The organism is Streptomyces sp. NPDC001270, from assembly GCF_042896695.1.
Lineage (GTDB): Bacteria > Actinomycetota > Actinomycetes > Streptomycetales > Streptomycetaceae > Streptomyces.
Genome location: NZ_JBIAXM010000033.1, coordinates 26,880 through 53,117 on the forward strand (window position 1 = coordinate 26,880; position 26,238 = coordinate 53,117).

Here is a 26,238-nt window from a genome sequence, read left to right on the forward strand (position 1 = left end):
GGGAGTCCACGGTGCGCAGCGGTTCAGCCGCTCGGCTGGCAGCGTGCACCCGCATGCCCGTCCGGTACGGCGTTCCGGCTTGTTCCGTGTCAGGTTGTAGCTGGCTTCCCGACGGGTTTCTGGACAGTCATCCGTCGCGGGGGATGCGGGTTGCGGGCCGCTGCTGAGGAGTGGCCGGTCGTGGAAGGAGGCAGGGGATGGGCAGGGGCGGACGGCCGGACGGCCGGGGTTCCGGCGGGTCACGGCGCCCGGCCGGGGAACAGGGCCGGGTGCGTGGGCGTGTCGGGCGTGCTGGTGCTGCCGTGGTGGCGGGCGTGGGCAGCGGTGCCGCTCGTGTCCGGGCTCTCGCGGGGCGGGTTGTGCGGGTTCCGGCGCCGCCGGGGGCGTTCCGTCCTGGTTTCTGGCGCAGTCCCCTGCGGGGGCCCTGGCTGACGTCCGTGTTCGGGCTGGTCCTGCTGATCGGTATCCCGGTGCTGTTCGTCACGGGCATGCTCTCCTACGCCTCCTACAACCCGGGACTGGGCCGTATCAACGACCAGACCCCGGACAAGGGCCTGCTGGGCTTCTACCTCTTCCACTGGCCCACGCATCCGTACTGGCTCTACCGGCTGACCCAGGGCGTGCACGTCACGCTCGGGGTGGTCCTCGTGCCGGTGCTGCTGGCCAAGCTGTGGTCGGTGATCCCCAAACTGTTCGAGTGGCCGCCCGTCCGCACCGTCGCGCACGGGCTGGAGCGCCTGTCCCTGCTCCTGCTGGTCGGCGGGGCGATCTTCGAATTCGCCACCGGCATCCTCAACATCCAGCTCTACTACGTCTTCCCCGGCTCCTTCTACACCCTGCACTTCTACGGCGCCTGGGTGTTCATCGCCGCCTTCCTCCTCCACGTCGGCCTCCGACTCGGCCGGATGACCCGCGCCCTGCGCTCGCGCAGCCTGACCGCCGAACTACGCACCGACCTCGCCCACACTCGGCCCGAGCCCCCCGACCCCGACGGCCTGGTCCCACCCGCGCCCGCACCCCCGACGATGACCCGGCGCGGCGCACTGGCCATGGTGGGAGGCGGATCACTGCTCCTCCTCGTGGTCACCGCCGGACAGAGCATCGGCGGCTGGCTGCGCTACACCGCGCTGCTCGCACCGCACAACCGCACCCCGGGCAGCGGACCCAACGGCTTCCAGATCAACAAGACGGCCGCTTCCGTCGGTGTCACCCCCGCCCACGTCGGTCCCGGCTGGCGCCTGGAGATCCACGGCCCCGGCGCCACCCGTGTCTTCACCCGCGCGCAACTCCTCGCCCTGCCCCAGCACACCGCCGCCCTGCCCATCGCCTGCGTGGAGGGATGGTCCACCACCGACCAGCACTGGAGCGGCCTGCGCCTGACCGACCTCGCGGCCATGGCCGGAATCCCGGGCGCCGCAAGCGTCCTGGTCGAGTCCGTCCAGCCGCCCGGCCCTTACACCTCGGTACTCCTGCGGCACAACCAGATCCACGACCCGCGCTCCCTGCTCGCCCTGCACGTCAACGGCGCGGACCTCTCCCTCGACCACGGCTTTCCCGCCCGCATCATCGTCCCGGCCAACCCCGGAGTGAACAACACCAAATGGGTGCACCGGCTCACCTTCAGGACCTGACCATGGCACACCCCACCCGCATGGCACACCTCACCCGCTGGTACGGCGCCGGCCCCCTCCACCTGCTCGCCCTGCTCGCCTCCTTCGCCATCACCGCCTACGCCATGGTCCGCCTGTTCGCCGTCCGCCCCCTGGAGGTCGCCCTCTGGATCGTCGGCGCGGCCATCCTCCACGACCTGATCCTGCTGCCCCTGTACTCACTCGCCGACCGCTCGGCAAGCTCCGTCCTGCGCCACCGGACCACCCCCGGACCACACGTGCCATGGGTCAACTACCTGCGCGTCCCCGCCTTCCTCTCCGGCGTCCTCCTGCTGGTCTGGTTCCCCCTCGTCCTCGACCTGTCGATCCCCTACCCCGGCGCCACCCGCCTGTCCGCGGACATCTACCTCGGCCGCTGGCTCGCCATCACCGCCGTACTCTTCCTCGCCTCGGCCCTCGCCTTCGCCCTCAAACTCCGCCGGACCCGGAAAACCACCCACACCCACACCCACACGACACGACCCACACCGGGCACCACGCCATGACGACCGGCCGGCCGCTGATCGCGTTCCGCGGTCCGACCGACGAGGCCGTCGGGGTGTCGGCCGAGGGTGCCGATTCCGCCGGGGTGAAACGCCGCTACGGTCATTTCCGGGTGTAGGGGGCGACCAGTACCGCGGTGGCATCGGCGTGACTCCGTAGTTGCTCAAGGGTCTGGCTCGGCGAGGTGCCTCGGCCGAAGGACGCCGGCAGCGGGGTGCGGAGCGCGTACAGCGTCAGCTGGTACCGGTGCGTCTGACCGGCGGGCGGGCAGGGGCCGTCGTATGTCGCCTCGCCCAGGTCGTTCAGGAGTTCCCGGGCACCGGGCGTCAGGGTGTGGGCCTTCGTTCCCGACGCCGTCGCGGGAAGGCCGACCTGCAGCCAGTGGATCTTGTGGTTGTTCAGGTCCACCATGGACAGGGCGAGCTCGGCGGTCCCGACGGGGACGTTCTTGAACGTGAGTGCCGGGGAGAAGTCGTGGGGGCTGTCACAGGTCATCAGGGAGAGGAACGCGCCCGAGGCGTCGAAACCCTCGCCCCGGCCGAGGGCGAAGGGGCCCGTGGGCACCGCCGTGGCCCGGGAGACCACGGCGGACGGCGACGACGTCGACAGGGCGGGCCCGGAGGACGAGGATGACGAGCACGCGGTGGTCGCCAGCGGCGCGACCAGGGCGACGGCACCCGAGACAAGGAAACGGTGCTTCATATCGGAACCGTATGACGGGTGGACGTACCCGGCCGCCCGTGACTGCCTTACGGCTTCGTGACCCGTCGGCCCCCGGCCAAAGGCTCCGGCTGGGCGGCAGGCACCGGAAAGGCACGTACGACTCGGTCGAACAGCGGCCGGATGTTCTTGACGGCGTCCCGCCGGGTACCGCCGTCCGGGTGGCTCGACCGGACGGCGGCGCGGGCTGACGGGCACGTGGGCCCGGCAGCCCCTGAAGGCCGGACGCGGGCACCGCCCACATCCGTCCCCTGCGGCGCAGCCGCCCCGAGGGGAGCCGGCCTCACATGGAGCGGTGCCCCGAGACGGCCTGCCGCAGCCGGGGCAGGAGCGGAGCCAGTTTCTCGTCGACCGCGGCCGGGTCGGTGCGGTTGAGGTCCTGCATGCTTCTACGGCCGGCCGACGCGGTGTTGATCTCCGGCAGCCCCTCGCGCAGGCCGTCGGCGATCGCGTCGGCCACTTCCTCCACGCCGCGCCGGCCGAAGCCGACGTCGTCCCCGGCCGCGTTGGTGTCCATCATCGGTGTGGCGGTGGCTCCGGGGTATGCCGTGGCGACGTAGATCCCGGTTCCGTGAAGCTCGCGCCGCAGCGCCTCGTCGAACCGGGCCAGACCCGATTTGACGCCGGCGTAGACCGCGTAGTAAGGCAGGCCGACCAGCGCGATGCCCGACGAGATTCCGACGATGGCCGCCGACCCGTGGACCCCGCCCGTGGCGTGCGCAGCGGCCCGCAGATGCGGCAGGGCGGCGCGTGTCAGCAGGAGCGGAGCGAGCAGGTCCACGGCGACCATGGCCTGGATGTCGTCCTCGCCGATGGCCTCCAGTTCGCCGGCCCGGACGTTGCCCGCGTTGTTGACCAGCAGGTCGAGCCCGCCGAGGGCGGCGGCGGCCTGCTCGGCGAGCCGGGCCGGCACCGCGGGGTCGGCCAGGTCGGCGGGGATCACCCGGGCGGTCCCTCCCCGTGCCTGCACCAGCCGTGCGGTCTCGTGAAGCGGCTGGGACCTGCGGCCGGTGAGCACGAGGGCACCGCCGTGGTCGGCCAGCCGGAGGGCCAGCGCGCGGCCGATACCGCTGCCGGCTCCGGTGATCAGGGCTTTGCGGCCCGTCAGTTGCATGGGGAACATCTCCCGGGGTGCGGGGCGACGACGCCGGACGATTCGTTCAGACGACCGCGCGGACCGCGGTCAGGATCGCGGCCGGCTCGGTGCGGCTGGTGTAGTCGGGGTGTACGTCGGCGAAGGCGACGCTGCCGTCGCGGTCGAGGACCAGCACGGTCGGGTGGGGGAGTTCCCACTCGCCGGTGCCGTTGACCTTGCCGAGGTCGTTGCCCAGGGCCTGCGACGTCGCACGGGTCTCGGCCGAGGGCCGATGGGTGATGCCGAGTGATCGGGCGACCTTGTTGCCGACGTCGGAGAGCACCGGGAAGGCCAGCTCGGCGGTCTCCTTGACGCTGAGCGAACCGTCGGGGGTCTGCGGGCTGATCGCGACCAGGGCGGCGCCCAGCCGCTCCAGTTCCGGCAGCAGTTCGCGCTGGTTGGCACGCAAGGTCAGATTGCAGTAGGGGCACCACCCCCCGCGGTAGAAGACGATGACGACGGGTCCCGCGGCCAGCAGCCGGCTCAGGTCGACCGGCGCTCCATCGGCGTCGGGAAGGGTGAACGGCTCCACCCTGTCGCCGGCCTGCACGAAGCCGGAAGGGTCCGCGGAGGAGACGAGAGTCCGTTGCTCCTCGGCGAAGGTGTCGAAGACCTCGGCGGGAGCATTGGTCTTGATCTGCGTTTTCAGCTCGCTCAGCTGGACGTTCAGCCCGTCTGTGCTCATGCGGCACACCCCGATCACAGTCGTGTACTAATCGGTACAGTCGTTGGACTATACAGTACAGACTGTGAGGGTGACCAAGGACAGCAGGGCAACGCGTCGGCGCGAGCCGAGTACCGAGCAGGGACGGCGCACCAGAGCGGCGATCGTGGCCGCCGCCGGACAGCTGATGTATGAGCGCGGGGTGGCCGCCACCAGCCTGGACGACGTACTGAACGCCTGTGGCGCGGGCAAATCGCAGCTGTATCACTACTTCGGCGGCAAGCAGGAACTCGTCGCCGCCGTCATCGACCACCAACTCCGGGGGATCCTGGCCAACCAGCCGCGCCTGGAACATTTGCAGAGCTGGGCGGACTTCGACGGCTGGGCAGCCGACCTGCTCGCCCTGCAGGCCGGTCCCGCGGGTACGGCAGCCTGCCCCCTCGGCAGCCTGGCCGGCGAACTCGACGACGACCCCGACCTGCACCAGGAGCTCGACGCCGCCTTCCGCACCTGGGAGTCCTTCCTGGCGGGCGGCCTGGACCGGCTGCGCGAGCGCGGCCTACTGCGCGCCGACGCCGATCCCGCCCGCCTCGCCGCCGCCACCATGGCGGCCCTTCAGGGCGGACTGATGCTGGCGCATCTGCGCCGTGACATCACCCCGCTCCAGGACGCCCTGACCATGGCTCTCGCCCACCTGCGCTCCCACCGGCCCTGAGTCCGCACCGGCGGGCCACCGGGGCGCCGGTCCGCCGCGGCCCGCCCCGCGGGCACCACCCCGTTCGAGCCGGGTCGGGGCGGCGCGCAGACAGGCGGCGAGCACGACTACCGCGGCCGCCGCACCGTACGCCCAAGCCTGGAGGGGGAAGCCCGGAAGCAGCCGGCCGGCCAGGTAGAGGACGGTCCCGGCCAGAGTCACCGTCAGCCACTCCCAGCGGCCGTCCAGTGCGACGAGCGCGACGACGAGCAGGGAGTACCAGGGGTAGCTGGGCGAGATCAGCAACAGGGCGGTGCCGGTGAGCAGCAGCGCGCCGCGCCAGGGGCGAGCGGGGTCTCCCTGCCGCCGTACGAGGAGCGCGGTAGGGCGAGCAGGACGACCGCGGCCACACCCGCGGCGGTGTCCGGGAGCAGCAGGCGCAGCAGGGCGAAACGCCGTACCTGGCCTGGTTCGTAGCCCTCCTCCTGGAGATAGCCGGGCAGGTAGCCGAGCACGCCGCTGCCGGAGGCGATGACGTAGGGCAGATAGGCGAGTACGACCGTTGCGGCGGCCGCGGTCGCCACCCGGAGGACGTGCAGCGGGCCGCGCCGGCCGGCCAGCGCGCCGGGGAGGGCGAGGACGGGCAGCAGCTTCACGGCGATCGCGGCTCCCAGGAGCGCGCCGCGCCGGGCCCCGGCGGTCGCGGTGCCCAGGGCGAGGACGGTGAGCAGGACGCCGAGGGTGTCGATGTGGGCGTCGTCGACCGCCTCGAAGGCGACCGCCGGGCACCAGGCCCACAGCGCGGCCCGGCCCGGGGCCCGCCGTGGATCGCCTCGTCGGCGCAGCACGCGGAGCAGGGCGACGGTGGTGGCGAACGCCAGGGCGGCGCCGCCGATCTGGAGCGGCTTGTGACGGCTGCCGGGCGGGGAGAGGACGTGGACGGCGAGGAACCAGCCCTCGGCGACGGGCGGGTAGATGGTGGGGACCGCAGGGCGGTTGATACGGACGCACAGGCCGGTGTTGGTCCGGTGCAGACCCCAGCCCGTGCAGGAGCTGTGGGCGGGGAAGAGCCAGTCGTCGCGCAGCCGGGCGAGCCGCGGAGCCGTGGGCGGGTAGGCGTAGGGGGAGACACCGGCGGCCTGGACACGACCGTCCCAGGCGTAGCGGAACATGTCGTCGCTGGTGCGGGGCGGGGCCGCGAGGGCGGCGACGGCGACGGCCGCCGCACCCGCCAGGACCAGGACGGTCGCCGCCCGCACCGGAACCTTGCGTACGGCCCATGCGGCGGCGGCGAACAGTGTCCAGGCCACGGCGTAGCCGGCCAGGACACGGCCGGGATCGCTCTGGTTGTCGCCGGCCCGGACGGTGTCGGCGACGACCGCGGTGAGCGCGGCGAGGAGTACCACGGTGACGGCGACACGGGTACGCGCACGACCGGCGCCGTCGCTCACGGGTCCCGTGGGTGGGGTCCCGGGCGGGGGTCCGGCCCGTCCGGGACGCGACCAGCGCGAGGTGACGGCCTGTGTCATGGCGGATCGATCCCTTGACTTTCCGGGGAGTGCGGGAGTGCGGGAGTGCCAGGGTGCGGCCCTCAGGTGGTGCGCAGATGGGCGAAGGGGTGGTGGGGGCCGCCGTGCGCGTCTTCGAAAGGGACGGTGAGGAGGTGGTCCACGCCGTGCGGGGCCGGCCTCGGCCGGCGGGCGCCCGCCGGTGACGACGCGGCGGGGCGACGGGTGACCGGGGCGGCCGGGTCATCGCCGGTACCGGTGCTGCGGTCCACCGGGTGCGGGCATATGACGGCGGGTCATCCGGCGCGCAGCGCTGCCGCCGCGAACTCCGCCATCCCCTCCGCGAAGCCGACCTGCGGCTTCCAGCCCAGTTCGCCGCGCAACCGCTCGGCGGAAGCGGTGATGTGCCGCACGTCGCCGAGCCGGAAGTCACCCGTCACGACCGGCATCGGCCCGGCGCACGCCACGGCGAGTGCCACCGCCATCTCTCCCACCGTGTGTGGCTCGCCGCTGCCCACGTTGTACGCCCGAAAGCCCCCGTCAGGAAGATCGTCCACCCCGGTCAGGGCCGCCGCGTTGGCCTCGGCGACGTCCCGGACGTGGACGAAGTCCCGCCGCTGCCGCCCGTCCTCGAACACCTGCGGCGACTCGCCCCGCGCGAGTGCGGAGCGGAACAGGGAGGCGACACCGGCGTACGGGGTGTCCCGGGGCATCCCGGGTCCGTAGACGTTGTGGTAGCGCAACGCCGCGACCCGCCCGCCGGCCGCCCGCGCCCATGCGGCGGCGAGGTGCTCCTGGGTGAGCTTGGTGGCCGCGTACACGTTGCGCGGATCGACGGGCGCGTCCTCCTCGACCAGCCCCGGGGCGAGCGGCTCGCCACACCGGGAGCAGGGCGGTTCGAAGCGGCCCGACTCCAGGTCGTCCACCCGGCGCGGCCCCGGCCGCACCACACCGTGGCGGGCGCATTCGTAGCGTCCTTCGCCATAGACCACCATCGAACTCGCCAGCACCAGGCGGCGCACCCCGGCGTCGGCCATGCCGGCCAGCAGCACGGCGGTGCCGAGGTCGTTGCAGCTGACGTAGTCGGGTGCGTCCGCGAAGTGTCTGCCGAGCCCGACCATCGCGGCCTGATGGCATACGGCGTCGACGCCACGCAGGGCGCCGGCGACGGCCCGTGCGTCGCGGACGTCAGCGTGCCGCCAGTCCACCCCTTCGGGGATCGGCGGGGCGGTGCGGTGCGCGGCGGGCAGCAGGGCGTCGAGCACACGCACCTCGTGCCCGGCGCCGGTGAGGACGGTGACGAGGTGCGAACCGATGAAGCCCGCACCTCCCGTGACCAGGATCAGCATGGTGTCGACGGTAGGGCCCGTACCGGCGCCCACGGACGGGCCTCGCCGGAACGTCACGGGTACGTAAGGCGGATCGGTTCCGGCCAGACGGTGCCCGGCCGCGAGGCCGCCCGCGTCGGCAGCGCACGGACCGCGGCGCAGACCGGAGCACAGACCGCCATACGGACCGCCATACGGACCGCAATATGGACCGAGGCGCGGGCCAGAGGTCTGACCGGAGCGCGGACCAGGGCGCAGCCGGGCACGCCGAACGTGCCGCGGGGCCGTCGGCGGGGCCGACCGGGAACGGTCGGAGCGGGACGGCGCAGTCTACTGCGGACTTCAGGACGGCGGACGGCGCCGGTGCCGGCTGAATCCCCGCACGGCGAGCACCAGCGCGGTGACCGTGACCACCCCCACCAGCGTGAGCAGCCAGTTGCGGGGATAGTCCAGCGGCAGGACCGAGGGGTTGGCCCGGGGGCCCGGACGCAGCAGCACCGGCAGGGCCACGGCTGTCAGCGCACCCGCGACCAGCAGCGCCCCGCGGACCGGACCGCGCACGCCACCACGCACCAGGACCAGCCCGGCGAGCAGCACCAGCGGCGCGATGAGCACGTCGTGCAGGACCAGAGCCCCGCCCAGCCAGACCAGGACGCCCGTCAGGTCGGGTACGTCCAGCAGCAGGGACACGCCCCAGCCCAGCAGTGCGAGCCCGGCCATGCCGGCCAGGACCCGGGTCGCACTCACCTTCATCGGGTTCGGCCGCGCAGGGCTCGCCTTCGCAAGGTCCGGCTTCATGACAGCACCTCCAGTCGGCCCACCCACTTGGTCTGCAGCACACCGGGCCGGTTCGGGGCGATGAGGCGGGCCGGATAGCCGTGGTCGGGAGTGAGTTCCTCTCCGTTGAGGTGCAGTGCGAGCAGGGTGAGAGGATCGCGGGCCTGCTCGTGGCTCATCTCGGAGACCCGGTAGCCGCCGCGGAGTTGCAACGACACCACCCGCACACGCGCGTGCGACGGGGCACCCGCCCGCTCCAGCAGATCCGTCACGCGCACACCGGTCCAGTGCGCCGACTTGCTCCAGCCCTCCACACAGGCGATCGGCAGTTCCACCTCGTGCTGCGGCAGACCGCGCAGGTCCGCCAGCGTCAGTGTGTAGGGCCGCGGCCCGTCCACCGTCAGCCGGTAGGCGTCATCGGGGATCCGGCCGACGCCGGCCGCGGCCGCGGTCCGGTTGACCGGCAGGCCCTGCGGGCCGTGGTCCGGCTGCCGGGGCGCGAGCAGATCGACGTCCTTGAGCGGGGTGAAGGACTGACCGACCGTGGTCACCGTGACCGCACCGACCGCCGCGGCCACCGCCGTCAGCAGCGAGCGCCGGTCGAGCGTGTCCTCGGCGGGCAGGGCGAGCGTTCCGGGCGACCGACGGCTCCAGTGCGCCTTGATCTCGGGCGCCTTGACCGCGACGTGCAGCAGCAGCGACCCGGCCACCAGCCAGGCCACGGCGTAGTGCACCGGCACGAAGGAGAACGGCCACGGATACCACTGTGTGGTGTTCAGCAGCCCGGTGACCAGCTCGAACCCCGCTCCTGCCACCAGCAGAGCGATCGACAGCCGCTCCAGCGCGTGCCGCACCGAACGCACCGGCGGCCAGGTGAACAGCCGCGGGTACACCGCCCACAGTTTGGCGAGCAGCAGGGGAATCGCGGCTGTGCCGGAGGCGACGTGCAGGCCCTGGGTGAGCCGGTAACCCCATACCGGACGGCTCGGCAGCTCATTGGCCAGCCAATGCGGGGGATGCTGGAGGAAATGGCTGATCAGGCCGGTCACGAAGCACACCACGAAGGCCAGGCCCAGCCACCGCCCGATCGAGGTCGCCGTTCTGGCATCGTGCAACCGCCCCTTGAACACGGGCGGACGGAGCGAATGAAAACGCGGTTTCATGCCTTCCATCACAGCCGTCGCGCGGGCGAAGCGGAACGTCCGAATCCTTACGGAAGGCGGACATCGCCTTCTGGTACCGCCCTGTTCGAGCGCCCGGATTCCGGCCTGGGGACACACGGCCGGGCCGTCGCTCGCCCCCGGCTCCCCGCGTCGGGCGCGCTGGAAGGGAGTGCTTCAACGGCACCGGCTGACCGCGCGGTGATCGGGCACCGTGACGATCCGCAAGCAGCAGCCGGGAGGGGGGCCCGCGCAAGCCGTGCGGCCCGGCTCAGATCCACGTGTCGAGCCCCGTCCTGGCGCGCCACAGCCGAGGTCCTTGCGCAGTACCGCGCGTCAGGGGCGGTGTGCCCCCGCCTGGATCACCTATGGGGTGTCAGGTTGCTGAGAGCAGCCCCAAGACGACAACCGGAATCGGGACCGGCCACGGGACGAAGTCCGCAGGCGGCAGCCGCAAGACGATCGCCGCCGGACGCACCGGGGACGCCGTCGAGCCGGCGTCGACCGGGACCCGGCCCGCCGGGACCCGGCCCACGGGGGCGCGGGGCGGCGGGCCGTGCTGAGGGCCGCCGCCCCGCACCCGGTCATCGGACCGAGGTCACAGGCTGAGCAGTATGCGATGGGCGATGCCGGTGTTCCTGAGGGGCTTGAGTGCCAGGCGTACCAGAGCCAGAGCGTTGTCGTCGCCCGCGATGCGGTTGGCGCTGAGCCTGCCGCAGGACCGGCACTGGTGGATGATCATCCATTCGCCGTCCGCCCGTACCGACATGCTCAGTGCCTCCATCCGTCCACGGCAGTCCGCGGCCCGGTCGCCGGGGATGCGCCGGTCCACGTGCAGGCTGGTCAGGCAGTTCGGGCAGTGATTGCGGTGCGTGGTGCCGGGTGCGTCCGGGGACACGTCCAGTCGGCATGTCACGCACCGGAAGTCGTTCGCCCGGTGCCCGCCCTGGCCATGGAGCACGTCCTTGTGCCGTTGCGGCCGCCGCGTCCCCTGTGCTTGCCCGCGTGGGTTCTTGCGTCTGGGCACGGTCAGTTCCTCCTCTTCCGGAAGGGGTTCACAGGGTGCCGAACGCTTCGAGTGGGAACGGCGGCTGCGCCAACGGCCGTACCGCCATGCGCATCAGGATGAGCTGGTTGTCGTCTGCGCAGACGGGGTTCGACGTCAACTCGTCGCAGCGCACGCAGCGGTGGACGACCATCCAGTCACCGGTGCGCAGTACGGCGATGGCGATCGGCGACATCCGGCCGTGGCAGTCGCCCGCGCCGCCCTCGACCTGATCATGGACGTGCTGGGAGTGCAGGCACGACGGACAGTGATTGCGCAGTGTGCCGTCGCCCGCGTAGGTGGACACGGCCAGGCCGCACCACGCGCAGGCGAAGGTGTCGACCTTGAGAGTGTGGTGCGGGGTGTTCGACGACGTCTTGTGGGGTTTGGACACCCGGGGTGCTCCTTGCTGAGAAGTCTTCGATGACAGCAAGAGCAGGCCGAGCGGCCTCGACGGAGGACACCGGCCTCACCGGCCCCGGACTGCCGGCAGGTGCCGAGGGGTGGGCCGAGTCGGGACACCGGAAACTCACGTCCGGTCGCCGTCCGCGGGACGGACGGTATCGGGGAGACGGACGTTACGCGGTGCAGCGAAGCGCGCTCGGCGCGGGCCGGGGCACAAAATCTCTTTTCTAGGGCGCATTCGCCCGGAGCAGACGGGAAGAACGGCGTCACCGTAACAACGGCTCCGCGCTCGGTGCCAGTGAATTAATCAGAGGTCCATCCGACCTGTACCCCGTGCTCCATGCCCCGTGGGCGGCGAAGACGTGTCCCAACCCGTTGCCGCGCACGCGTCCCGCGGTTCAGCCGAGGGCCCGGACGGTGTCGCGGACGCGTTCGACGAGCGCGTCCGGGAGCAGTGCGTAGCCTTGGGCGGTGGCCGCAGACCGGCCCGCGGCACTCGTCGCGTACGACAGGAAAGCCCGGAGGGTCTTCAGCGTGGCGGGATCATTGCCCTTGTCGCAGACGACTCCGTAGCTGACGAGGGGGATCGGATACGCGCCCTCGGCGCGGGTGGCCGGGTCAAGGGTGAGTGACAGGTCGTCACCGCTGCCGCCGGCCTTGGCCGCGGCGAGGGCCTTGGTGGTGCCGATGGCGTCGGCTTCCACCGGCGCGGAGGCTCCGGTCAGCAGCCGCACGGTGGCGAGTCGCCCGCTGCCGGCGAGACCGAGGTAACCGACGGAGCCCGAAGTCTGCGTCACCGCCTCGTTCATGCCGGCGTCGCCGGACACCGACAGCCCGTTCGGGGCCGGCCAGGCAGAGTCGGCCTGGTGGTACCGCCAGTCGTTCGGGGCGGCGCCGCCCAGATAGCTGCTGAAGGCATGGGTGGCGGTGCTCGCGTCGCTGCGGTGGAAGGTCTGTATGTTCAGGGACGGCAGTTTCACCCCCGGGTTGAGTTTCTTGATCGCCTCGTCGTCCCAGCGCGGGATCCTGGAATCGAAGATCTTCGCGAGGGTGGGCGCGTCCAGTACCAGATGGCTGACTCCGGGCAGGTTGTACGCGACCGCCACCGGGGTGGCCACCAGCGGCAGATGGATGGCCTGCCCGCCGCCCCCGCACCGTCCCCGCGACTGCTGGACCTCCGTGGCGTCCAGCGGGATGTCGGCCCCGGCGAAGGCCGCCGACTTGCCGAGGAAGGTAGTGACTCCATTGCCCGAGCCGGTGGGGTTGTACGCGACCGTCGTGCCGGGACAGGCGGCTTGGAAACCGGCCGTCCACTTGGTCATCGCGGCGTCGATCGCCGTCGATCCGCTGCCCGTCAGGCTGCCCTGCGCACCGGCACACGAGAAGCCGGCGGCCGAGGCGGACGCCGAGGAGGAAGTGCTGGGGCCGCCGCCTGCGCCCTGGTCGGCGCGGCCGAACCTGTCGGTGAGCAACGGCACCGCCACGGCGACCGAGACCGCGACCACCACGGCAGCGGCGACCAGGGCGATGCGCCTGGGGCGGCGAGCCGACGGGGAGGGGCGGTCGGACTCACCTGCCGACGGGCCGAACTCACCTGCTGACGGCCCGAACTCACCTGCCGACACGGCCGGCCGGAGCTTCCGGGTGGACACGTCCGAGCTGACCGGCGAGCGCTCGGGCGGCGCCTGCTTCGCCCCGTCGGCCGGATCGCTGTCCGGAGCGGGCGGGGCGCCTTGCCCGGGCCACGGATCTCCCACCGTCACCGGCCTGTTCTCCGCTCCGGGCGGCGGGCTGCCGTTCGGGGAGGGCGGAGTCCCGCTCACGCCCGAAGGGCCCTCGCCGACCGCGCGCGGGCCGGCCGGTCCGGGCGGTGTTTCCTTGGCCGAGGGCGGGTGCTCCTCTTGTACCGGGGAGTTCAGTCCCGGTAAGCGCGGCTCGTCCATTTCCTGCGGCGGCGCCACCGCCGACAGCGCGGCCAACAACTCCTCCACGGTGGGACGCGCCGCGGGTTCCTTGGCCAGGCACGGCTCCACGAGCGGCCGCAGTTCCTCGGCCAGCCCCGTCAGGTCCGGCTCCTCGTGGACCACGCGGTACCCGATCCCGTAGGTGCTCTGCCCCTCGAAAGGGCTGTGCCCGGTGGCCGCGTACACCAGGACCGAACCCAGCGCGAACACGTCCCCGGAGGGGCCGATGCCGCCCGTGCGGAACTGTTCGGGAGCCATGAAGGCGGGCGTGCCGACCAACACCCCGGTACGGGTCAGCGGATCTGCGGCGAAGGCGCGGGCGATACCGAAGTCGATGACCCGGGGGCCGTCCTCCGCGAGGAGTACGTTGCCCGGCTTGAGGTCGCGGTGGACCAGTCCCACCCGGTGGATGTCCCGCAGCGCCTCCACCAGCCCGGCGGCCAGCAGGCGCACCTCCTGCGTCGGCAGCGGCCCGCTCTCGGCGACGCGCTGGTGCAGGGACGGGCCGGGTACGAACAGCGTGGCCAGCCAGGGCGGTTCGGCATCCGCGTCGGCATCGGCCACCGGAGCGGTGAAGGCCCCGCTGACCTGCCGTGCCGCAGCGACCTCCTGCCGGAACCGGGCCCGGAACTGTTCGTCCGTGGCCAGCTCGGGCCGGATCACCTTGACCGCGAGCCGCCGCCCCGACACCGAACGCCCGAGGAAGACCATCCCCATGCCCCCGGCGCCCAGCCTGCCCTCCAGCCGATATCCGCCGACGGACAGCGGATCCCCCTCCAGCAGCGTCACCCGTGTTCCTCCCCACTAGGTGCCCCACAGCATAGGGGGCCGGGAGAGAGGAAAAGTACGCATCGAGGGGTACCGCAGCGGTCCGAAATGCGGGCAGCGGAGGTGCAGGGATCACGGATGACGAACTCGGTGGCCCGCATCACTCGGCGGCCGGCCGGCTTGGCGGGACGGCCGGGGGATTTCGTCTCGTCGGTCCTGCCGTCGCCCTGGTCGGTAGCCCTGGGCCGGGCGCCAGACGGTCCGTACGGGGGGTCAGCATGGCGCGTGCGTCATCGCCGGGGACTCGCGCAGGAGGAGCAGCGCGATGTCGTCGTACCCCTGGCCGGTGCGCCGTCCCCACGTCATGAGGGCGTCGGCCAGCGCGTCCAGGGGGATGTCGTCGATGCCCGTCAACTCGCCGCCGTCGATGCCCGCCAACTGGCGTGCGAGAAGGCCGATCGCGACGTCCAGGTCGAGGTCCGGTCTCTCGACCAGGCCGTCGGTGAACAGCACCAGCAGGTCCCCGGGTGTCAGCGTGACGTCGCTCGTGTCGTACACGGAGTCCGGGACGATGCCGAGCAGCAGCCCGGGAACCGTCTCGGCGATGTCCGTCGAGCGGTCGGCGTGGCAGACCACCGGCGGCAGGTGGCCTGCCGTCGCCACGCGCACCTTCCCGCTCGGCAGGTTGATCTCGGCGCACAGGCAACTCGCGAAGAGGGTGCTGTCGAGGTCGACGAGGAGTTGGTTGGTGCGGCGGAGCACCTCGTCCGGTGGTGCGCCCGAGACGGCGTGCGTCCGCACGCTCGTACGGATCTGCCCCATCAGGGCGGCCGCGCTCACGTTGTGGCCCTGGACGTCGCCGATCACCGCGACGACGGTGTCCTCGCGGACGCGGATGAGGTCGTAGAAGTCGCCGCCGATGTCCATCCCGCGGGTGGCGGGCAGATACCTGGCCGCGACGTCAAAACCCGTCACCTGCGGCAGTTCCTGCGGAAGGAGGGCCGCCTGCAGACCGCGGGCGACGCGGTTGGTCGTGTCGTACAACCGGGCGCGCGCCAGGGCCTGCGCGATCATTCCGCCCAGCGAGGTCAGGGCCGCGCGTTCCTCCGGGGGGAAGGGGCGCGGCCGGTCGTAGCCGAGCACGCAGCAGCCGAACACCCGGCCCGACACGACGAGCGGGAGGTAGCAGAAGGCGCTCATCTCGCGGTACAGCGGGACGTGCGGGTAGCGGCGCTGCAACATCTCGTTGCTGGGGTAGAAGGCGGGCAGCCCCGTCTCCATCGCCAGCACACTCGCGCTGCGCAGCGACGTCAGACTGCCGTGGAAGTAGCTGTCCACCCCCCGCGGGAAGCCGTGCGAGCACAGGACGTTCAGCCTGCCCTCGTCCGACGTCATCATGGCCATGCCCTGCGCGTTGATGACGGGCATGATCTGGTCCGTCACGGCGGACAGTACGTCCGAGACGTCTATGGCCGAGGTGATCGCCGACGACAGGTGCAGCAGGTAGAAGAGCGCGGCCGCCCCCGTGGCCGCCGGCGGTGGCGGCGTGACGGGCGCGCCCCTGTCCTCCTTGGGAGGGTCGGAGGCGACGACGCGCACGCTGACTCCGGTGGCGTCCGGGAAGAGCTGGAAGTGCAGCCACCGGTCCGGTGGGCGTAGGGCCGTGAAGGACGTGGGCAGCCTGCTGAAGAGCGCCGACAGGTAGGCGTTCTCGTAGGCCGGGTCGCACAGCCAGGGCAGTGCCTTCCAGGGGCGGGAGCCGATCAGGTCCTCGCCGTCCGCGCCCCGCGGTCCGAGCAGACGCCGGGCCGCGCCGTTGAGGAAGGTGATGCGCCCTTCGAGGTCCAGCGCGCACAGCCCCTCCTCCAGCCGCTCGACCAGGGCGGTGGCCGCGGGCCTTCCCTGCTCGGCAGGGGGGAGCGGCGGTTGCACGGTACGTACCCGCTCGGGGGCCTCGACGGGGCTGCCCGCCGCACGCGCCCGGGTGAGCACCGCGGCGACCGCGCGCCCGGCGCCGGCTATCTCGCGCGTCTCGTCGGCCGACAGTTCGGACGGGCGGGTGCCTGGCCAGAGCAGCAGGACGACACCCAGGACGGTGCCGGCCATGGCGACGGGCGCCACGCACATGGCGACGTCGTAGGGGAAGGCGGTGCCGGTCCGCGGATACCGCCTGATGATGTCCCGGTGGCTGGGCAGCCACATCATGCGGTTCTCCCGGGCCGCTTCCGCGACCGGTACCGGTGCCGCCCAGGCCACCCGCGACCAGGGCTGCGCGACCCGGCTCGACACGCCGGTCACCACGGACATCCGGAGCACCTGCTCATGGTCGTCGAGCAGATAGACGGCCCCCACGTGTGCGTGGGTGCAGCGCACGACCTGCAGCAGCGCCTCGTCCACGGCCGCCCACGACATGGTTTCCTACTCCAGGTCCGGGCTGTCGGGGGTGGGTCGGCGGTCGTCCGCGAGGAAGCTCCGTGCCTGGCCGGCCGGCCCGCATCGCGGGACGCCGGCCGTCAACTGCCTTCGTTCACGCCCGTCGTCCGGCGTGCTGCGCGCGCCGACGCGCCGGTGCCGGGTCACGACCGCGTACCTGGGCGTCCTGGCTGCCCGCTGCCGTGCCGGGATCAGGGCCGAAGGAGACCCGGCCGACGATGCCGGACATGAGTCGTCAGGCTCACTCTCTTCCCGGGCTGATGTTCGCCGCCGAAAAAGTTGCATTGGCCACCTTTCACCACACCTTGCCACCATATATACCTCATATGGTGATATCGGGGCGACGGATGGATCCCTGTCGACCGCCTCGGTGCCGGTATGTGCCCACCGGTGTGCAGAGAGCTTCGACGGCGATGTCGTCGCACATTTATAGGCGGGTATTTGTCCGCAAGAATTCCGGAGAACTTGTCGAAGAGGACATGTGTGAGCCCCCGCGAGGTTCGCCGCCTTTTCAGGTCCGGTCCATGAGATCAGGTGAGGATTTTCGACCGACTGGTTCTTCCTCATTGTTCAGTGAACTGCCCGGCCCGGCGGTGTACCGACACGGTATTCATGGGAGGTCCATTGTGCCCCGCGATCTCAGCCTGTTGCCGCCACATCGGTGGACAGGGCGGTCTGCTTGGCCGCTTCGAGTTCTTCCAGCCGGGAGGCCAAGGCGTGCCGCACGGCATCGTAGGCATCGCTGCCCAGGGTGAGCCGCGTCGGGGTGGGGCTGGGGGAGACGGATTCGATGATGGCGGCCGCCATCATCGCCGGGTCTCCCGGTGCGTGGGCGGTGATGCCGTCCTCTGACTGGACGAGTGCGCGGATTGCCCCGACCGGACCGTCGGCGTAGGCGGACACAGGACATGACCACAGGGAGCCAGGGCCCGGAGAGCCGGGAGCCTTCCTCAAGGCACGCCGGGCGGACATCGACCCCGGTCAGGTCGGCCTGGCGGTCGTCGGGCGCCCCCGCCGCGTGCCGGGACTTCGCCGTGAGGAAGTCGCCCAACTCGCCATGATCAGCGCGGACTGCTACGCCCGTCTGGCCAACGACAACTCCATGGAGTGTTTCAACGGCACCCAGCGATGCGTCCCGGCCTTCGCCGAGGCGTGGCAGGTGCCCTCCGGCACCCCTGTCGACGTGCCGGAGGGGCTCGTCCCCGAGACAGGGGTGAAGCAGGCCGTTTTCATTTCCGGCGCCGACACCGTCGTGACCATCAGCTACTCCCGCAAGCAGCCTGGCCAGCGCATCGACGCAAGGGACCTCACCACGGGTCGGCTGCGGTACACCTCCCACACCGGTGACTTGGACAACGCCCAACTGGCGGCCGGTGGCGAACACCTGGCCACTACGCAGTACGCACAAGCACTCGGCCGCACACCCGGCCCAAAGACCGAGCTGCCCACCGCGCTGAGCGATCAGGACGCCACCTCGCGGTACGGAGTCGCCGACACAGCGGACAGCCCGGATACAGGGCTCTCGACCGGAGGCTACGCAGAAAAAACCCTGACCGACGTACGCACCGGATACACCTACCGCACCCACATCCCCACATCGGGCGACACTCCCGCCGCGTACGACGGTGTCGCCGCGGTGCCAAGCACGGGCGGCGGGCTCATGGTCCTCGTGCCCGTCGGCACGGCGCTGATGGCGGTGCGCGCCGAGCGGGCCGGTGACGAAGGGTTCCGGAAAGACAACGGGACGGGGATGTCCGCCGTGTCACCGGACGGGCGTTACGTCGCCCGGGCCACCGACCAACGGCTTGAGATCGTCGACGCCGACCGTACCCGCCACCAGTCGGTGTCGTTGCCGCCCCACGCAAGCACGGCGATTCGTCGGCATCGGCGTCACCAACGAGATGTTTGCGCGCGCCCGACTCCTCGCTCGTCCAGGACATCCCGGACAGGTGGCCGCAGTCACCAGGACGGGAACCCTGCGCGGCGAGATCCTGCCGTGGGACGTCCGTGCCCCGCGGCGCATTACGACACTGAAGGGCCCTACGATCACCGTGCCGTTCAGCACCGAAACTGTCACCGCGAGCCTCGCCTTCGACGCGGACGGCTCAAGCCTTGCCGTGCAGAACTCCGACGGCCAGTTGCGCGTGTGGGACGTCGACCGCGGGAAGCCGCGGGTGCTCAACGCACTTTGCTCAGCCAGCGACACACTGGTCGGGTTCGGGCCGGCCGGCAGCACCGTCACCTACCTCTTCGGCAAGAAGCAGGTCCAGATCTACGATCAGGCGGGTGACGGTGCCTCCGAAACCCTGGCGGTCGCGGGCGACGACTGGACGGCGGGCTTCGTGAACGGCCACCGTCTCACCATCGAAACCGGCCAACTCCGCCAGACCTTCGACTTGCGCTCCGACGCTCAGTTCCGCGCTCTTTGCGCCGGCGCCGGACGGGACTACACCAAAGCCGAACGCAAGCTGCTGCCAGAAGGTGCCCGGTCGGAGCCACCCTGCGCCTGACAGGCCCGCTGCGGGCGTCCTGTGCCAGCACGAGCGCGCCCGAACTGCCACCACCACGTGCTGCGGCCCATTCGCACCTCCGCACCGAAGACCCGGCCCGTCTCGCGGGCCAGACGCACCCGGAACCCCGCGGTCATTGAGCGTCTTCGCCTGCGCGCCGTCGCGGGCGGACTCCTCCCACATCACCACACGGCCGCCCCGAGAGTTGTCGCAAGCCGCGTCCGAACAGCCCACGAGCCCGGACCGGTCGGTCCGGGCTCGCTCGCTCCGTCCGCGACTGGCGGATGGTCATGCCCGCCGAGACGGCCGTCAGAAGTAGTTGTTCAGGGTCCAGCGGTGGTCCGGGTTGGTGGTGTGACTCCACAGGATGACAGGCTGGCCGTTGATGTCGGCACCGCCCGACACAGCGAGTTCCAGCCCTGCGTGCCAGTTCAGGATCGAGGACGGATCATCGCGGTACTGCAGGCCGAACCAGAACTGGTCGGGGTGGTCGGCATGGCAGGATCCGGCGACCACGCGGGAGCCGTTGCGGGTGCCGGCGGAGGCGACTCCCAGGCATTGGCCGTTGCGGTTCTCCAGTTGAAGGTTGCCCTGGTTGTCACCGTTGGCCAAGGACCACACCTGGTCGTTGCCGCCCGTGCAGTTCCAGAGCCCGGCCTGACGGCTGGCGTTGATGCCCACGCACCGGTGGCTCGGCAGATCGCTCATCAACTCGAACTCCCCCGCGTGGAACGACAGCGGGACGACGTGCGGGCTCGGGGCCGATGCCGCAGCGGCACTCGCGGGCGTGCCGACGGCCGCGCCTGCCGCGAACGTCGCGACCGCCCCCAGGACCGCCAGGCGGCGCAGTTGCCTGGTCATTGCCATGTGTGGCTCCTCTCGTCTGTGCTTGTCCGGCTTGCGTGTGGATCAATCTTTCGTCGTCTGGACCGGCGGTAGCCAGCGGCGGCGTGCGTGCCTGAACATTGCTGAACAATGCCGATGGCCGGTCGAGGTGGGGGAGCGTTCGATGGCAGGACGGAAGAGAGTGCCGCTGATCGGTAGCGGCCCGCGCAGCAACCTCGCGCAGCGGCTCCGGGACCTCAGGGACACCAGCGGGATGACCTTGCGGCAGTTGGCGGAGCGCAGCGGCTACTCGACCGCGGCACTGAGCGCTGCGGAGAGCGGGCGCGCGACCCCGACCTGGCCGGTGATCGAGGCGTTCGTCCAGGCATGTCGAGCCGACCCCGCCAACTGGCGGCAGCTATGGGAACTCGCGCGTGACGAGGAAGTCGCGGCCCCGGCGGCGTCGGTCACCGACACGACCTCGGACAGCGCCGGTCCCACGAACGTCGCCGTCACCACGACGCGCGAGTACGGTGCAGGCGCGCACCCTGGCCTGCGTTCAGGGACTTCAGGGACGCGCCGTGGCCGACGAGTGCTCGCGGTTCTTCTGGCACTGGTCTGCGTGGCGGTGGTCGTGGTGCTGCTGGTCCACCGGACCGGCGGCCGTCAGGCCGGGCACGATCCGCAAGCGCCGTCGGGTTCCCTGGTGGCTGCTCATGCCGCCCGGGATGGTAGGGACCCCTACGAGGCAGGTTGCCGCGCCGATGCCAAGCAACTCGACTGGCAACCCGTCAAATGGCCCGGCGGCCGACCCTACGGGACGATCATTCTGATGTACTCTCCGGCGTGCAGGGCGGCCTGGGGATACCTCCAAGGCCCGGTCTCCCACACCTGGACGACACACATCGTCGCCCACCGCGACCCCGACCGGACGTCGGCACCGGCCCAGTACACGGGGGACCAGAAGCTTCCGGGCAGTTGGGGGGACGTCCTGTCAACAGTCCACGGATGCGTATTCGTCGAGGCTTTCATCACGGAGCACGGCACAGCAGGTGAGTCGGCGAGGACATCCTGCTTCAAGCCCGCGGGATGACCGGCGGTCTGGGCAGGGAATCCGGCCCGTGGCGGCCGTCGGCATCAGGACCAGGCCCCGGGTTCGGCAGGAGCGGGCGCCGGGCAGAGGCCGCCCGGCCCTGCGCACCCGGGTTCCGCACATGCGGTGCGCGCCCGGAACCCGGGCAGCGGCCCCTGCGTCCACCGCAACACCCCGCAGGCGGCAGCGGTCAGTCCTGCCGGCCCCAGTCCGGACGCTGGGCCAGCTCGGCGCTGGTGAAAGCGGCTTCCAACTCCTCGCGGCCCTCGCTGAGATGGGCCCAGCTGTCGTAGCGGACGGGAACCACGCGGCGGGCGCCGAGGATCCGGGCGGCCTCGGCGGCCTGGGCGCTGTCCAGGACGATCAGCTGGTTGTCGAAGAGAACGGGGAAGCGGGGGGCGCCGGCGAAGAGGAGAGCGGTGTCGAGGGGAGCGAAGCGGTCGGCGATCTCCCGGACCACGTCGAGGGAGGCGTTGTCACCGCTGGCGTAGACCGTGGGGAGGCCCTCGCCGGTCAGCACGAAGCCGACGACCTCGCCGGTGACCGCGATCGTGGACCATGCGCCGGCCACCCTGGCCGCGGATGCCGCCGACCTGCTCACCGGTCCCGACGCGCCGCGGCTCAGCTCCCTGCAACCGCTACCTGCTCCGCAACGTCCGCCGGCGCTGGTGCTCCGTCCGCTGCGGCGACCGCGCCCGCGCCGCCCGGGCCTACGCCCGCCGCACCACCTCCCCGTGACGCCGTCGGGCGTCCGGTCGGTCGAGGAGGCCACCGGCCCTCCTCGACCGACCCTCACCAACTCGCCGGCCGCGCGCCGTCTTGGTCCGGATCACCCGGCCGTTGCCGCCTCCGCCGCCCGTCTGCCGAGCCCCCTCACCCCGCCCGCGGCGAAGGCGGAGCAAGGCGGATCAACGACCGGTCGAACCGTCGGTCAGTTCGCGGAGGATGTCCGCGTGGCCCGCGTGCCGGCCGGTCTCCTCGATCATGTGGGTCAGTGCCCAGCGGACGCTGGGAGCGGGGCGCCCCGGCCGCGGCCCGGGGACCGGTGCGCCGAGATCGGTGCACCCGTCGAGGACGTCGTTCGCCTGCTCGACCGCCTCTCGGTAGCGGGCCACGACATCGGCCACGCTGTCCGCCGGTCCGGCCCGGAACGTGGCCTGCCAGTCAGTGACGCCGTCCCCGAGGAACAAGGCGCGCTCGACGAACGTCAGGTGGTTGAGCAGCCCGAGCAGGTTCGTGCCCGAGGGCACCGCGGCTGTCCGGACCTGCGGTTCGGGAGCACCGTCGACCTTCGCGGCGATCGAAGTCCGGAGGTAGTCGAGGAATCCGCGCAGGACCTCCGTCTCACTGTTGCAGGTCCGGGGCGGCGGGGTGTCGCCGCGGCGGTCGCGGCGCGTGGTGCTGGGCAACGGTGGTCGCCTTCCTTCGTCGGGGGCGGTGCCGGCCACCAGGTCAGGTGGTGCGGCGGATGAGGAGGACATGGTCGGTGACCTCGGCGGTGCGCTCGCCCGGTCCGGTCGCGACCCGGCGGAGTGCGTCGGCCCGCTCGACCGTCCAGGTCTCCGGGGCGAGGTCGATACCGGCGGCGACTTCCCGCGGGCTCGGACAGTGCGTATCGGGCTCCTGCTGCCATGACCACGGCGCGGTCGAGCCGTGGTCGACGACCAGCAGCTGCCCGCCGGGGCGCAGCGCGTGCGCGGCCGCGCGCAGGACGGCCGCCCGGTCGAGGCCACAGGGGGTATGCAGGTAGTGGGCGCAGATCAGGTCGAATGCGCCGGGCGGGAAGGACTCCTGCAAGTCGTACCGCACGGCGATGACGCGGTCGCCCAGGTCGTGTGAGCGGGCGAGAGCGGTGAGCCGCTCGACCGCCACGGCCGAGATGTCGGCGGCGGTGACCTGCCATCCCCGGCGGGCGAGCCACAGGGCGTCGCCGCCGCCACCGCATCCGAGGTCCAACGCGTCGCCGGGCGGCAGATCCGCCACCGTCTCGGTGAGGCGGGCATTCGGCCGCGGGTCGCCGGCTGTCGGCCGGGCGGCATGCACGCCGTCCCAGAACGTGACCGCATCAGTGGTGCTCATCAGGACTCCTTGTCGTCGGCGGGCGCCCAGTCTCGCCAGGCACCCCACGCCCTGGCACGAAATCTTGCGGTAACGGCACGATGGACCGCATGGACCCCAAGACAGACGACGACGTGCTCGACGCGGTGGGGCCGCGGCTGCGTGCGCTGCGTCGTGACCGCGGCATCACCCTTGCCGACCTGGCGGCGACGACCGGGGTGTCGGAGAGCACCCTGTCCCGGCTGGAGAGCGGACAGCGCAGGCCGAGCCTGGAACTGCTGTTGCCGCTGGCCCGTATCTACGACGTTCCGCTGGACGACCTCGTCGGTGCCCCGCGCACCGGCGACCCCCGGATCCACCTCAAGCCGATCCGACGGTACGGAATGACCTTCGTGCCGCTGTCCCGGCGACCGGGCGGGGTGCACGCCTTCAAGATGATCATCCCCGCCCGGCCGGAACCGCTCGAACCCACCCCGCAGACCCATGAGGGCTTCGAATGGCTCTATGTGCTCAACGGTCGCCTGCGGCTCGTGACCGGCGAGCGCGACCTGACCCTGCCGCCCGGTGAGGCGGCCGAGTTCGACACGTCCTTGCCGCACTGGCTGGGCAGCGCCGACGGCGCAGCGGTCGAACTCCTCATCCTGTTCGGCCTGCAAGGGCTGCGCGCGCACGTACGCACCGACCTCGATCGGCCGGGCCGGGCCGGGCCCCGGTGACGACCGCAGCGAGTGAACCTGCGGTGGCGTCGGCCGGGTGCCCACCGGGCCGACGCCGCGACCGCACCGGATCGCGGTGCTCCTGCATCACCGCCGGTCGCCTGCTTCACCGTCGGCGCGCGTCTGCCGCACCGCGGACGCGCGCCGGTTTCGCTGCTGACGCGTGCCTGCTTCACCCGCGTACGGGGCCCGTGCCGGGGGCAGTTCGGATGGCTGCCCACGCGTCCCCGAGCGCGGCTGCGTCGTCACGGCAGCGGGACGGTCACCTCCCCGGTGCCCTCGGCGCTCGCTCCGCCGACGACACGCACCGTGAAAGGCCGCTCGGTACCGTCCGCGGTGACCCGCAGCAGGCCGCCCTCACGCCGGACCCGGAAGACGGCGGCCGGTACACCGGTCGGGCCCGGGACGGTCACCTGCCGGGCGTGGGCGGCCCCGGCCTGCGGATGGACGAGCAGGGTGGGATGCTCCAGCCAGTCGCCGTCCGGTCGCCGGTCGTCGGCGGCCAGTGGCAGGACGGCGCCCTCACGGACGTACAGAGGCAGGCTGTCGTAACCGTGCCGTTCGGTGCGCCACGCCGGGCCGGTGACCTGCTCGCCGCTGAGGAGATGGGTCCAGGTGCCCGCGGGCAGGTACACCTCCACCTCTCCGTCCTCGCTGAACACGGGGGCGACCAGAAGGTCGCCGCCCAGCAGGTACTGGCGGTCGAGTGTGCGGCAGGCCGCGTCGTGCGGGAACTCCAGGACCATGGGCCGCATCACCGGCACGCCCGTGCGGTGGGCCTCGACGGCGGCACCGTAGAGATAGGGCATGAGGCGGTGCTTGAGCAGGGTGAAGCGCCGGGCGACGGAGACGGCCTCCTCGCCGAACTCCCAGGGCACACGGTAGGACGACGAGCCGTGCAGACGGCTGTGGGAGGACAGCAGGCCGAAGGCCAGCCAGCGCTTGAAGACCGCCGGGTCGGGCGTGCCCTCGAAGCCCCCGATGTCATGGCTCCAGAAGCCGAAACCGCTCAGCGACAGGGACAGACCGCCCCGTAGGGACTCCGCCATGGCCTCGAAGGACGACCAGCAGTCGCCGCCCCAGTGCACGGGGTACTGCTGACCGCCCGCGGTCGCGGACCGGGCGAAGCGAGCATGCCCCGGGGGTCGGGGAAGACCTCGGGATCCCGGGCGAAGTCGCACCACTGGTGCGCGCGCATCCAGAAGCAGTCGAAGTGGAAGACGGACAGCGGGATGCCGCGCTCGGCCATGCCGTCGACGAACGACATCACCGTGGCCTCGTCGTAGTCCGTGGTGAAGGACGTGGTCAGCCACAGGCCGAAGGACCAGGCGGGCGGCAGCGCCGGGCGGCCGGTGAGGGCGGTGTAGCGGGCGAGGACGTCCTTCGGGGTGGGGCCGGCGACGACGTAGTACTCCAGCGTCTGGTCCTCGACGCTGAACTGCACCTGCCCGACCGACTCGGAGCCGACCTCGAAGGAGACCTTGCCGGGGTGATTCACGAAGACGCCGTAGCCGCGGGAGGACAGATAGAAGGGGATGTTCTTGTACGCCTGCTCGCTGCTGGTGCCGGCGTCCGCCTGCCAGATGTCGACGACCTGGCCGTTCTTGACGAACGGTGTGAAGCGTTCGCCGAGGCCGTAGATCTGCTCGCCGACACCGAGCGCGAGCTGGGTCAGGACGTGGTGCGCGCCGTCGTCGGTGGTGGCGAAGGCCGTGCCCTTGCGGCCGGCCTGGGTCAGCTCCCGGCCGTCCGCGCCGTGGAAGGCCAGCGTGTACGGGGCGGCGCGGTCCACACGCAGGGTCAGTGGGCCGCTGACCAACTCGGTGACGGTGCCTTCCCGGCGTACCTCCCCCGCGCCGCCGGGCTCGGCCGTGAGGGCGAACTCGGGGCCCGGATGGCGCTTGCCGGCGTGGTGGGTGACACGGACACCGATGACGCCCTCGGCGGGCGAGAAGCAGTCGAGGGTGAGGAGCGCGTCGAGGGTGTCCCCTCGGTGCGTCACCCGCCGCAAGGAGGCGTAGGCGGTGAAACGCTTCGGGTCGGCATGTATGTCGCGGATCTCGGTGGCGTACCGGATCCGGACGCCGTCGCGGACGAGCCAGAGACCGTCGGTGAACTTCATGACCTTCCTGAGGGGGTGAGGCGGTGGGGGCAGCGGAACCGCACACGGAAGCCCGGGCGGCCGGTCGTCGGCCGTGGCCGGTGGGAGCGAGTCCGACGGGCGGGGTGAGCCCATGTCACCGCTCCTCACGCACCACCGTGCGGCTGCGGGCGGGCAGTTG

Annotated in this window: 23 protein-coding genes and 3 pseudogenes; 7 read left to right on the plus strand and 19 right to left on the minus strand. The window is 71.8% G+C overall.

Annotation, left to right across the window (positions count from 1 at the left end; translation table 11 throughout):
- Positions 1–197 precede the first annotated feature (197 nt).
- Together ACFY2B_RS37195 and ACFY2B_RS37200 are read left to right on the plus strand one after the other, a co-directional pair.
- Positions 198–1,631 carry a molybdopterin-dependent oxidoreductase gene (locus ACFY2B_RS37195; protein ID WP_390767468.1) on the plus strand — a complete coding sequence of 478 codons (1,434 nt, stop codon included), beginning with the start codon at positions 198–200 and terminating at the stop codon, positions 1,629–1,631.
- Between the two features lie 2 nt (positions 1,632–1,633).
- Positions 1,634–2,155 (plus strand): hypothetical protein, encoded by a 522-nt coding sequence (locus ACFY2B_RS37200; RefSeq protein ID WP_390767469.1) that lies wholly within the window; start codon positions 1,634–1,636, stop codon positions 2,153–2,155.
- Positions 2,156–2,255: 100 nt separating this feature from the next.
- Here the strand turns inward: ACFY2B_RS37200 and ACFY2B_RS37205 are convergent, their stop codons facing one another.
- From ACFY2B_RS37205 to ACFY2B_RS37215, 3 genes are all read right to left on the minus strand, one after another.
- Positions 2,256–2,855, minus strand: coding sequence for a YbhB/YbcL family Raf kinase inhibitor-like protein (locus ACFY2B_RS37205; RefSeq protein WP_390767470.1), 600 nt, complete (start codon positions 2,853–2,855; stop codon positions 2,256–2,258).
- Positions 2,856–3,156: 301 nt separating this feature from the next.
- A complete protein-coding gene (locus ACFY2B_RS37210; RefSeq protein WP_390767471.1) occupies positions 3,157–3,987 on the minus strand; it encodes an SDR family NAD(P)-dependent oxidoreductase in 831 nt (276 codons plus the stop codon).
- A 46-nt stretch (positions 3,988–4,033) separates the two neighbouring features.
- Positions 4,034–4,693 (minus strand): peroxiredoxin-like family protein, encoded by a 660-nt coding sequence (locus ACFY2B_RS37215; RefSeq protein ID WP_390767472.1) that lies wholly within the window; start codon positions 4,691–4,693, stop codon positions 4,034–4,036.
- Positions 4,694–4,757: 64 nt separating this feature from the next.
- On the opposite strand from ACFY2B_RS37215, the gene ACFY2B_RS37220 reads away from it, so the two are divergent.
- Positions 4,758–5,387 (plus strand): TetR/AcrR family transcriptional regulator, encoded by a 630-nt coding sequence (locus ACFY2B_RS37220; RefSeq protein WP_390767473.1) that lies wholly within the window; start codon positions 4,758–4,760, stop codon positions 5,385–5,387.
- 278 nt (positions 5,388–5,665) lie between these two features.
- Here the strand turns inward: ACFY2B_RS37220 and ACFY2B_RS37225 are convergent, their stop codons facing one another.
- The 11 genes from ACFY2B_RS37225 to ACFY2B_RS37275 form a co-directional block, all read right to left on the minus strand.
- On the minus strand, positions 5,666–6,817 hold the full coding sequence (locus ACFY2B_RS37225; protein ID WP_390767474.1) for a glycosyltransferase 87 family protein: 1,152 nt from the start codon (positions 6,815–6,817) through the stop codon (positions 5,666–5,668).
- A gap of 140 nt (positions 6,818–6,957) precedes the next feature.
- Complete coding sequence (locus ACFY2B_RS37230; protein ID WP_390767475.1) at positions 6,958–7,146, minus strand: hypothetical protein; 189 nt, start codon at positions 7,144–7,146, stop codon at positions 6,958–6,960.
- A 24-nt stretch (positions 7,147–7,170) separates the two neighbouring features.
- Positions 7,171–8,223, minus strand: coding sequence for an NAD-dependent epimerase/dehydratase family protein (locus tag ACFY2B_RS37235; protein ID WP_390767476.1), 1,053 nt, complete (start codon positions 8,221–8,223; stop codon positions 7,171–7,173).
- Between the two features lie 321 nt (positions 8,224–8,544).
- Positions 8,545–8,955: a hypothetical protein gene (locus ACFY2B_RS37240; RefSeq protein ID WP_390767521.1), complete on the minus strand. Its 411-nt coding sequence runs from the start codon at positions 8,953–8,955 to the stop codon at positions 8,545–8,547.
- Between the two features lie 41 nt (positions 8,956–8,996).
- On the minus strand, positions 8,997–10,151 hold the full coding sequence (locus ACFY2B_RS37245; RefSeq protein WP_390767477.1) for a molybdopterin-dependent oxidoreductase: 1,155 nt from the start codon (positions 10,149–10,151) through the stop codon (positions 8,997–8,999).
- 586 nt (positions 10,152–10,737) lie between these two features.
- Positions 10,738–11,166, minus strand: a complete 429-nt coding sequence (locus ACFY2B_RS37250; protein ID WP_390767478.1) for an RNHCP domain-containing protein — start codon at positions 11,164–11,166, stop codon at positions 10,738–10,740.
- A 28-nt stretch (positions 11,167–11,194) separates the two neighbouring features.
- Entirely contained in the window at positions 11,195–11,578 is a 384-nt protein-coding gene (locus tag ACFY2B_RS37255; RefSeq protein WP_390767479.1) for an RNHCP domain-containing protein, read from the minus strand.
- 409 nt (positions 11,579–11,987) lie between these two features.
- Entirely contained in the window at positions 11,988–14,342 is a 2,355-nt protein-coding gene (pstS, locus tag ACFY2B_RS37260; protein WP_390767480.1) for a phosphate ABC transporter substrate-binding protein PstS, read from the minus strand.
- 252 nt (positions 14,343–14,594) lie between these two features.
- Positions 14,595–16,733: a SpoIIE family protein phosphatase gene (locus ACFY2B_RS37265; protein ID WP_390767481.1), complete on the minus strand. Its 2,139-nt coding sequence runs from the start codon at positions 16,731–16,733 to the stop codon at positions 14,595–14,597.
- A 115-nt stretch (positions 16,734–16,848) separates the two neighbouring features.
- On the minus strand, positions 16,849–16,983 hold the full coding sequence (locus tag ACFY2B_RS37270; protein WP_390767482.1) for a hypothetical protein: 135 nt from the start codon (positions 16,981–16,983) through the stop codon (positions 16,849–16,851).
- A gap of 410 nt (positions 16,984–17,393) precedes the next feature.
- Positions 17,394–17,657: a hypothetical protein gene (locus ACFY2B_RS37275; protein WP_390767483.1), complete on the minus strand. Its 264-nt coding sequence runs from the start codon at positions 17,655–17,657 to the stop codon at positions 17,394–17,396.
- Positions 17,658–18,703: 1,046 nt separating this feature from the next.
- On the opposite strand from ACFY2B_RS37275, the gene ACFY2B_RS37280 reads away from it, so the two are divergent.
- Positions 18,704–19,264 (plus strand): hypothetical protein, encoded by a 561-nt coding sequence (locus ACFY2B_RS37280; RefSeq protein ID WP_390767484.1) that lies wholly within the window; start codon positions 18,704–18,706, stop codon positions 19,262–19,264.
- 309 nt (positions 19,265–19,573) lie between these two features.
- Here the strand turns inward: ACFY2B_RS37280 and ACFY2B_RS37285 are convergent, their stop codons facing one another.
- Complete coding sequence (locus tag ACFY2B_RS37285; protein WP_390767485.1) at positions 19,574–20,131, minus strand: RICIN domain-containing protein; 558 nt, start codon at positions 20,129–20,131, stop codon at positions 19,574–19,576.
- Between the two features lie 142 nt (positions 20,132–20,273).
- Here ACFY2B_RS37285 and ACFY2B_RS37290 point away from each other — a divergent pair, with 142 nt between their 5' ends.
- On the plus strand, positions 20,274–21,182 hold the full coding sequence (locus ACFY2B_RS37290) for a helix-turn-helix domain-containing protein (RefSeq protein ID WP_390767486.1): 909 nt from the start codon (positions 20,274–20,276) through the stop codon (positions 21,180–21,182).
- A gap of 190 nt (positions 21,183–21,372) precedes the next feature.
- On the opposite strand, the pseudogene ACFY2B_RS37295 reads toward ACFY2B_RS37290, so the two are convergent.
- A pseudogene (locus tag ACFY2B_RS37295) lies at positions 21,373–21,729 on the minus strand (MBL fold metallo-hydrolase); the annotation flags it as partial.
- On the opposite strand from ACFY2B_RS37295, the pseudogene ACFY2B_RS37300 reads away from it, so the two are divergent.
- Positions 21,719–21,920 (plus strand): annotated as a pseudogene (locus tag ACFY2B_RS37300) (CGNR zinc finger domain-containing protein); the annotation flags it as partial. The pseudogenes ACFY2B_RS37295 and ACFY2B_RS37300 overlap by 11 nt on opposite strands.
- 170 nt (positions 21,921–22,090) lie before the next feature.
- On the opposite strand, the gene ACFY2B_RS37305 reads toward ACFY2B_RS37300, so the two are convergent.
- Both ACFY2B_RS37305 and ACFY2B_RS37310 read right to left on the minus strand, forming a co-directional pair.
- A complete protein-coding gene (locus tag ACFY2B_RS37305; RefSeq protein ID WP_390767487.1) occupies positions 22,091–22,591 on the minus strand; it encodes a DinB family protein in 501 nt (166 codons plus the stop codon).
- A 43-nt stretch (positions 22,592–22,634) separates the two neighbouring features.
- Entirely contained in the window at positions 22,635–23,261 is a 627-nt protein-coding gene (locus ACFY2B_RS37310; protein WP_390767488.1) for an SAM-dependent methyltransferase, read from the minus strand.
- Positions 23,262–23,350: 89 nt separating this feature from the next.
- Between ACFY2B_RS37310 and ACFY2B_RS37315 the strand changes: the two genes are divergently transcribed.
- Complete coding sequence (locus ACFY2B_RS37315) at positions 23,351–23,956, plus strand: helix-turn-helix domain-containing protein (protein WP_390767489.1); 606 nt, start codon at positions 23,351–23,353, stop codon at positions 23,954–23,956.
- A 245-nt stretch (positions 23,957–24,201) separates the two neighbouring features.
- On the opposite strand, the pseudogene ACFY2B_RS37320 reads toward ACFY2B_RS37315, so the two are convergent.
- Positions 24,202–26,078: pseudogene (locus ACFY2B_RS37320) on the minus strand (TIM-barrel domain-containing protein).
- Between the last annotated feature and the right edge of the window lie 160 nt (positions 26,079–26,238).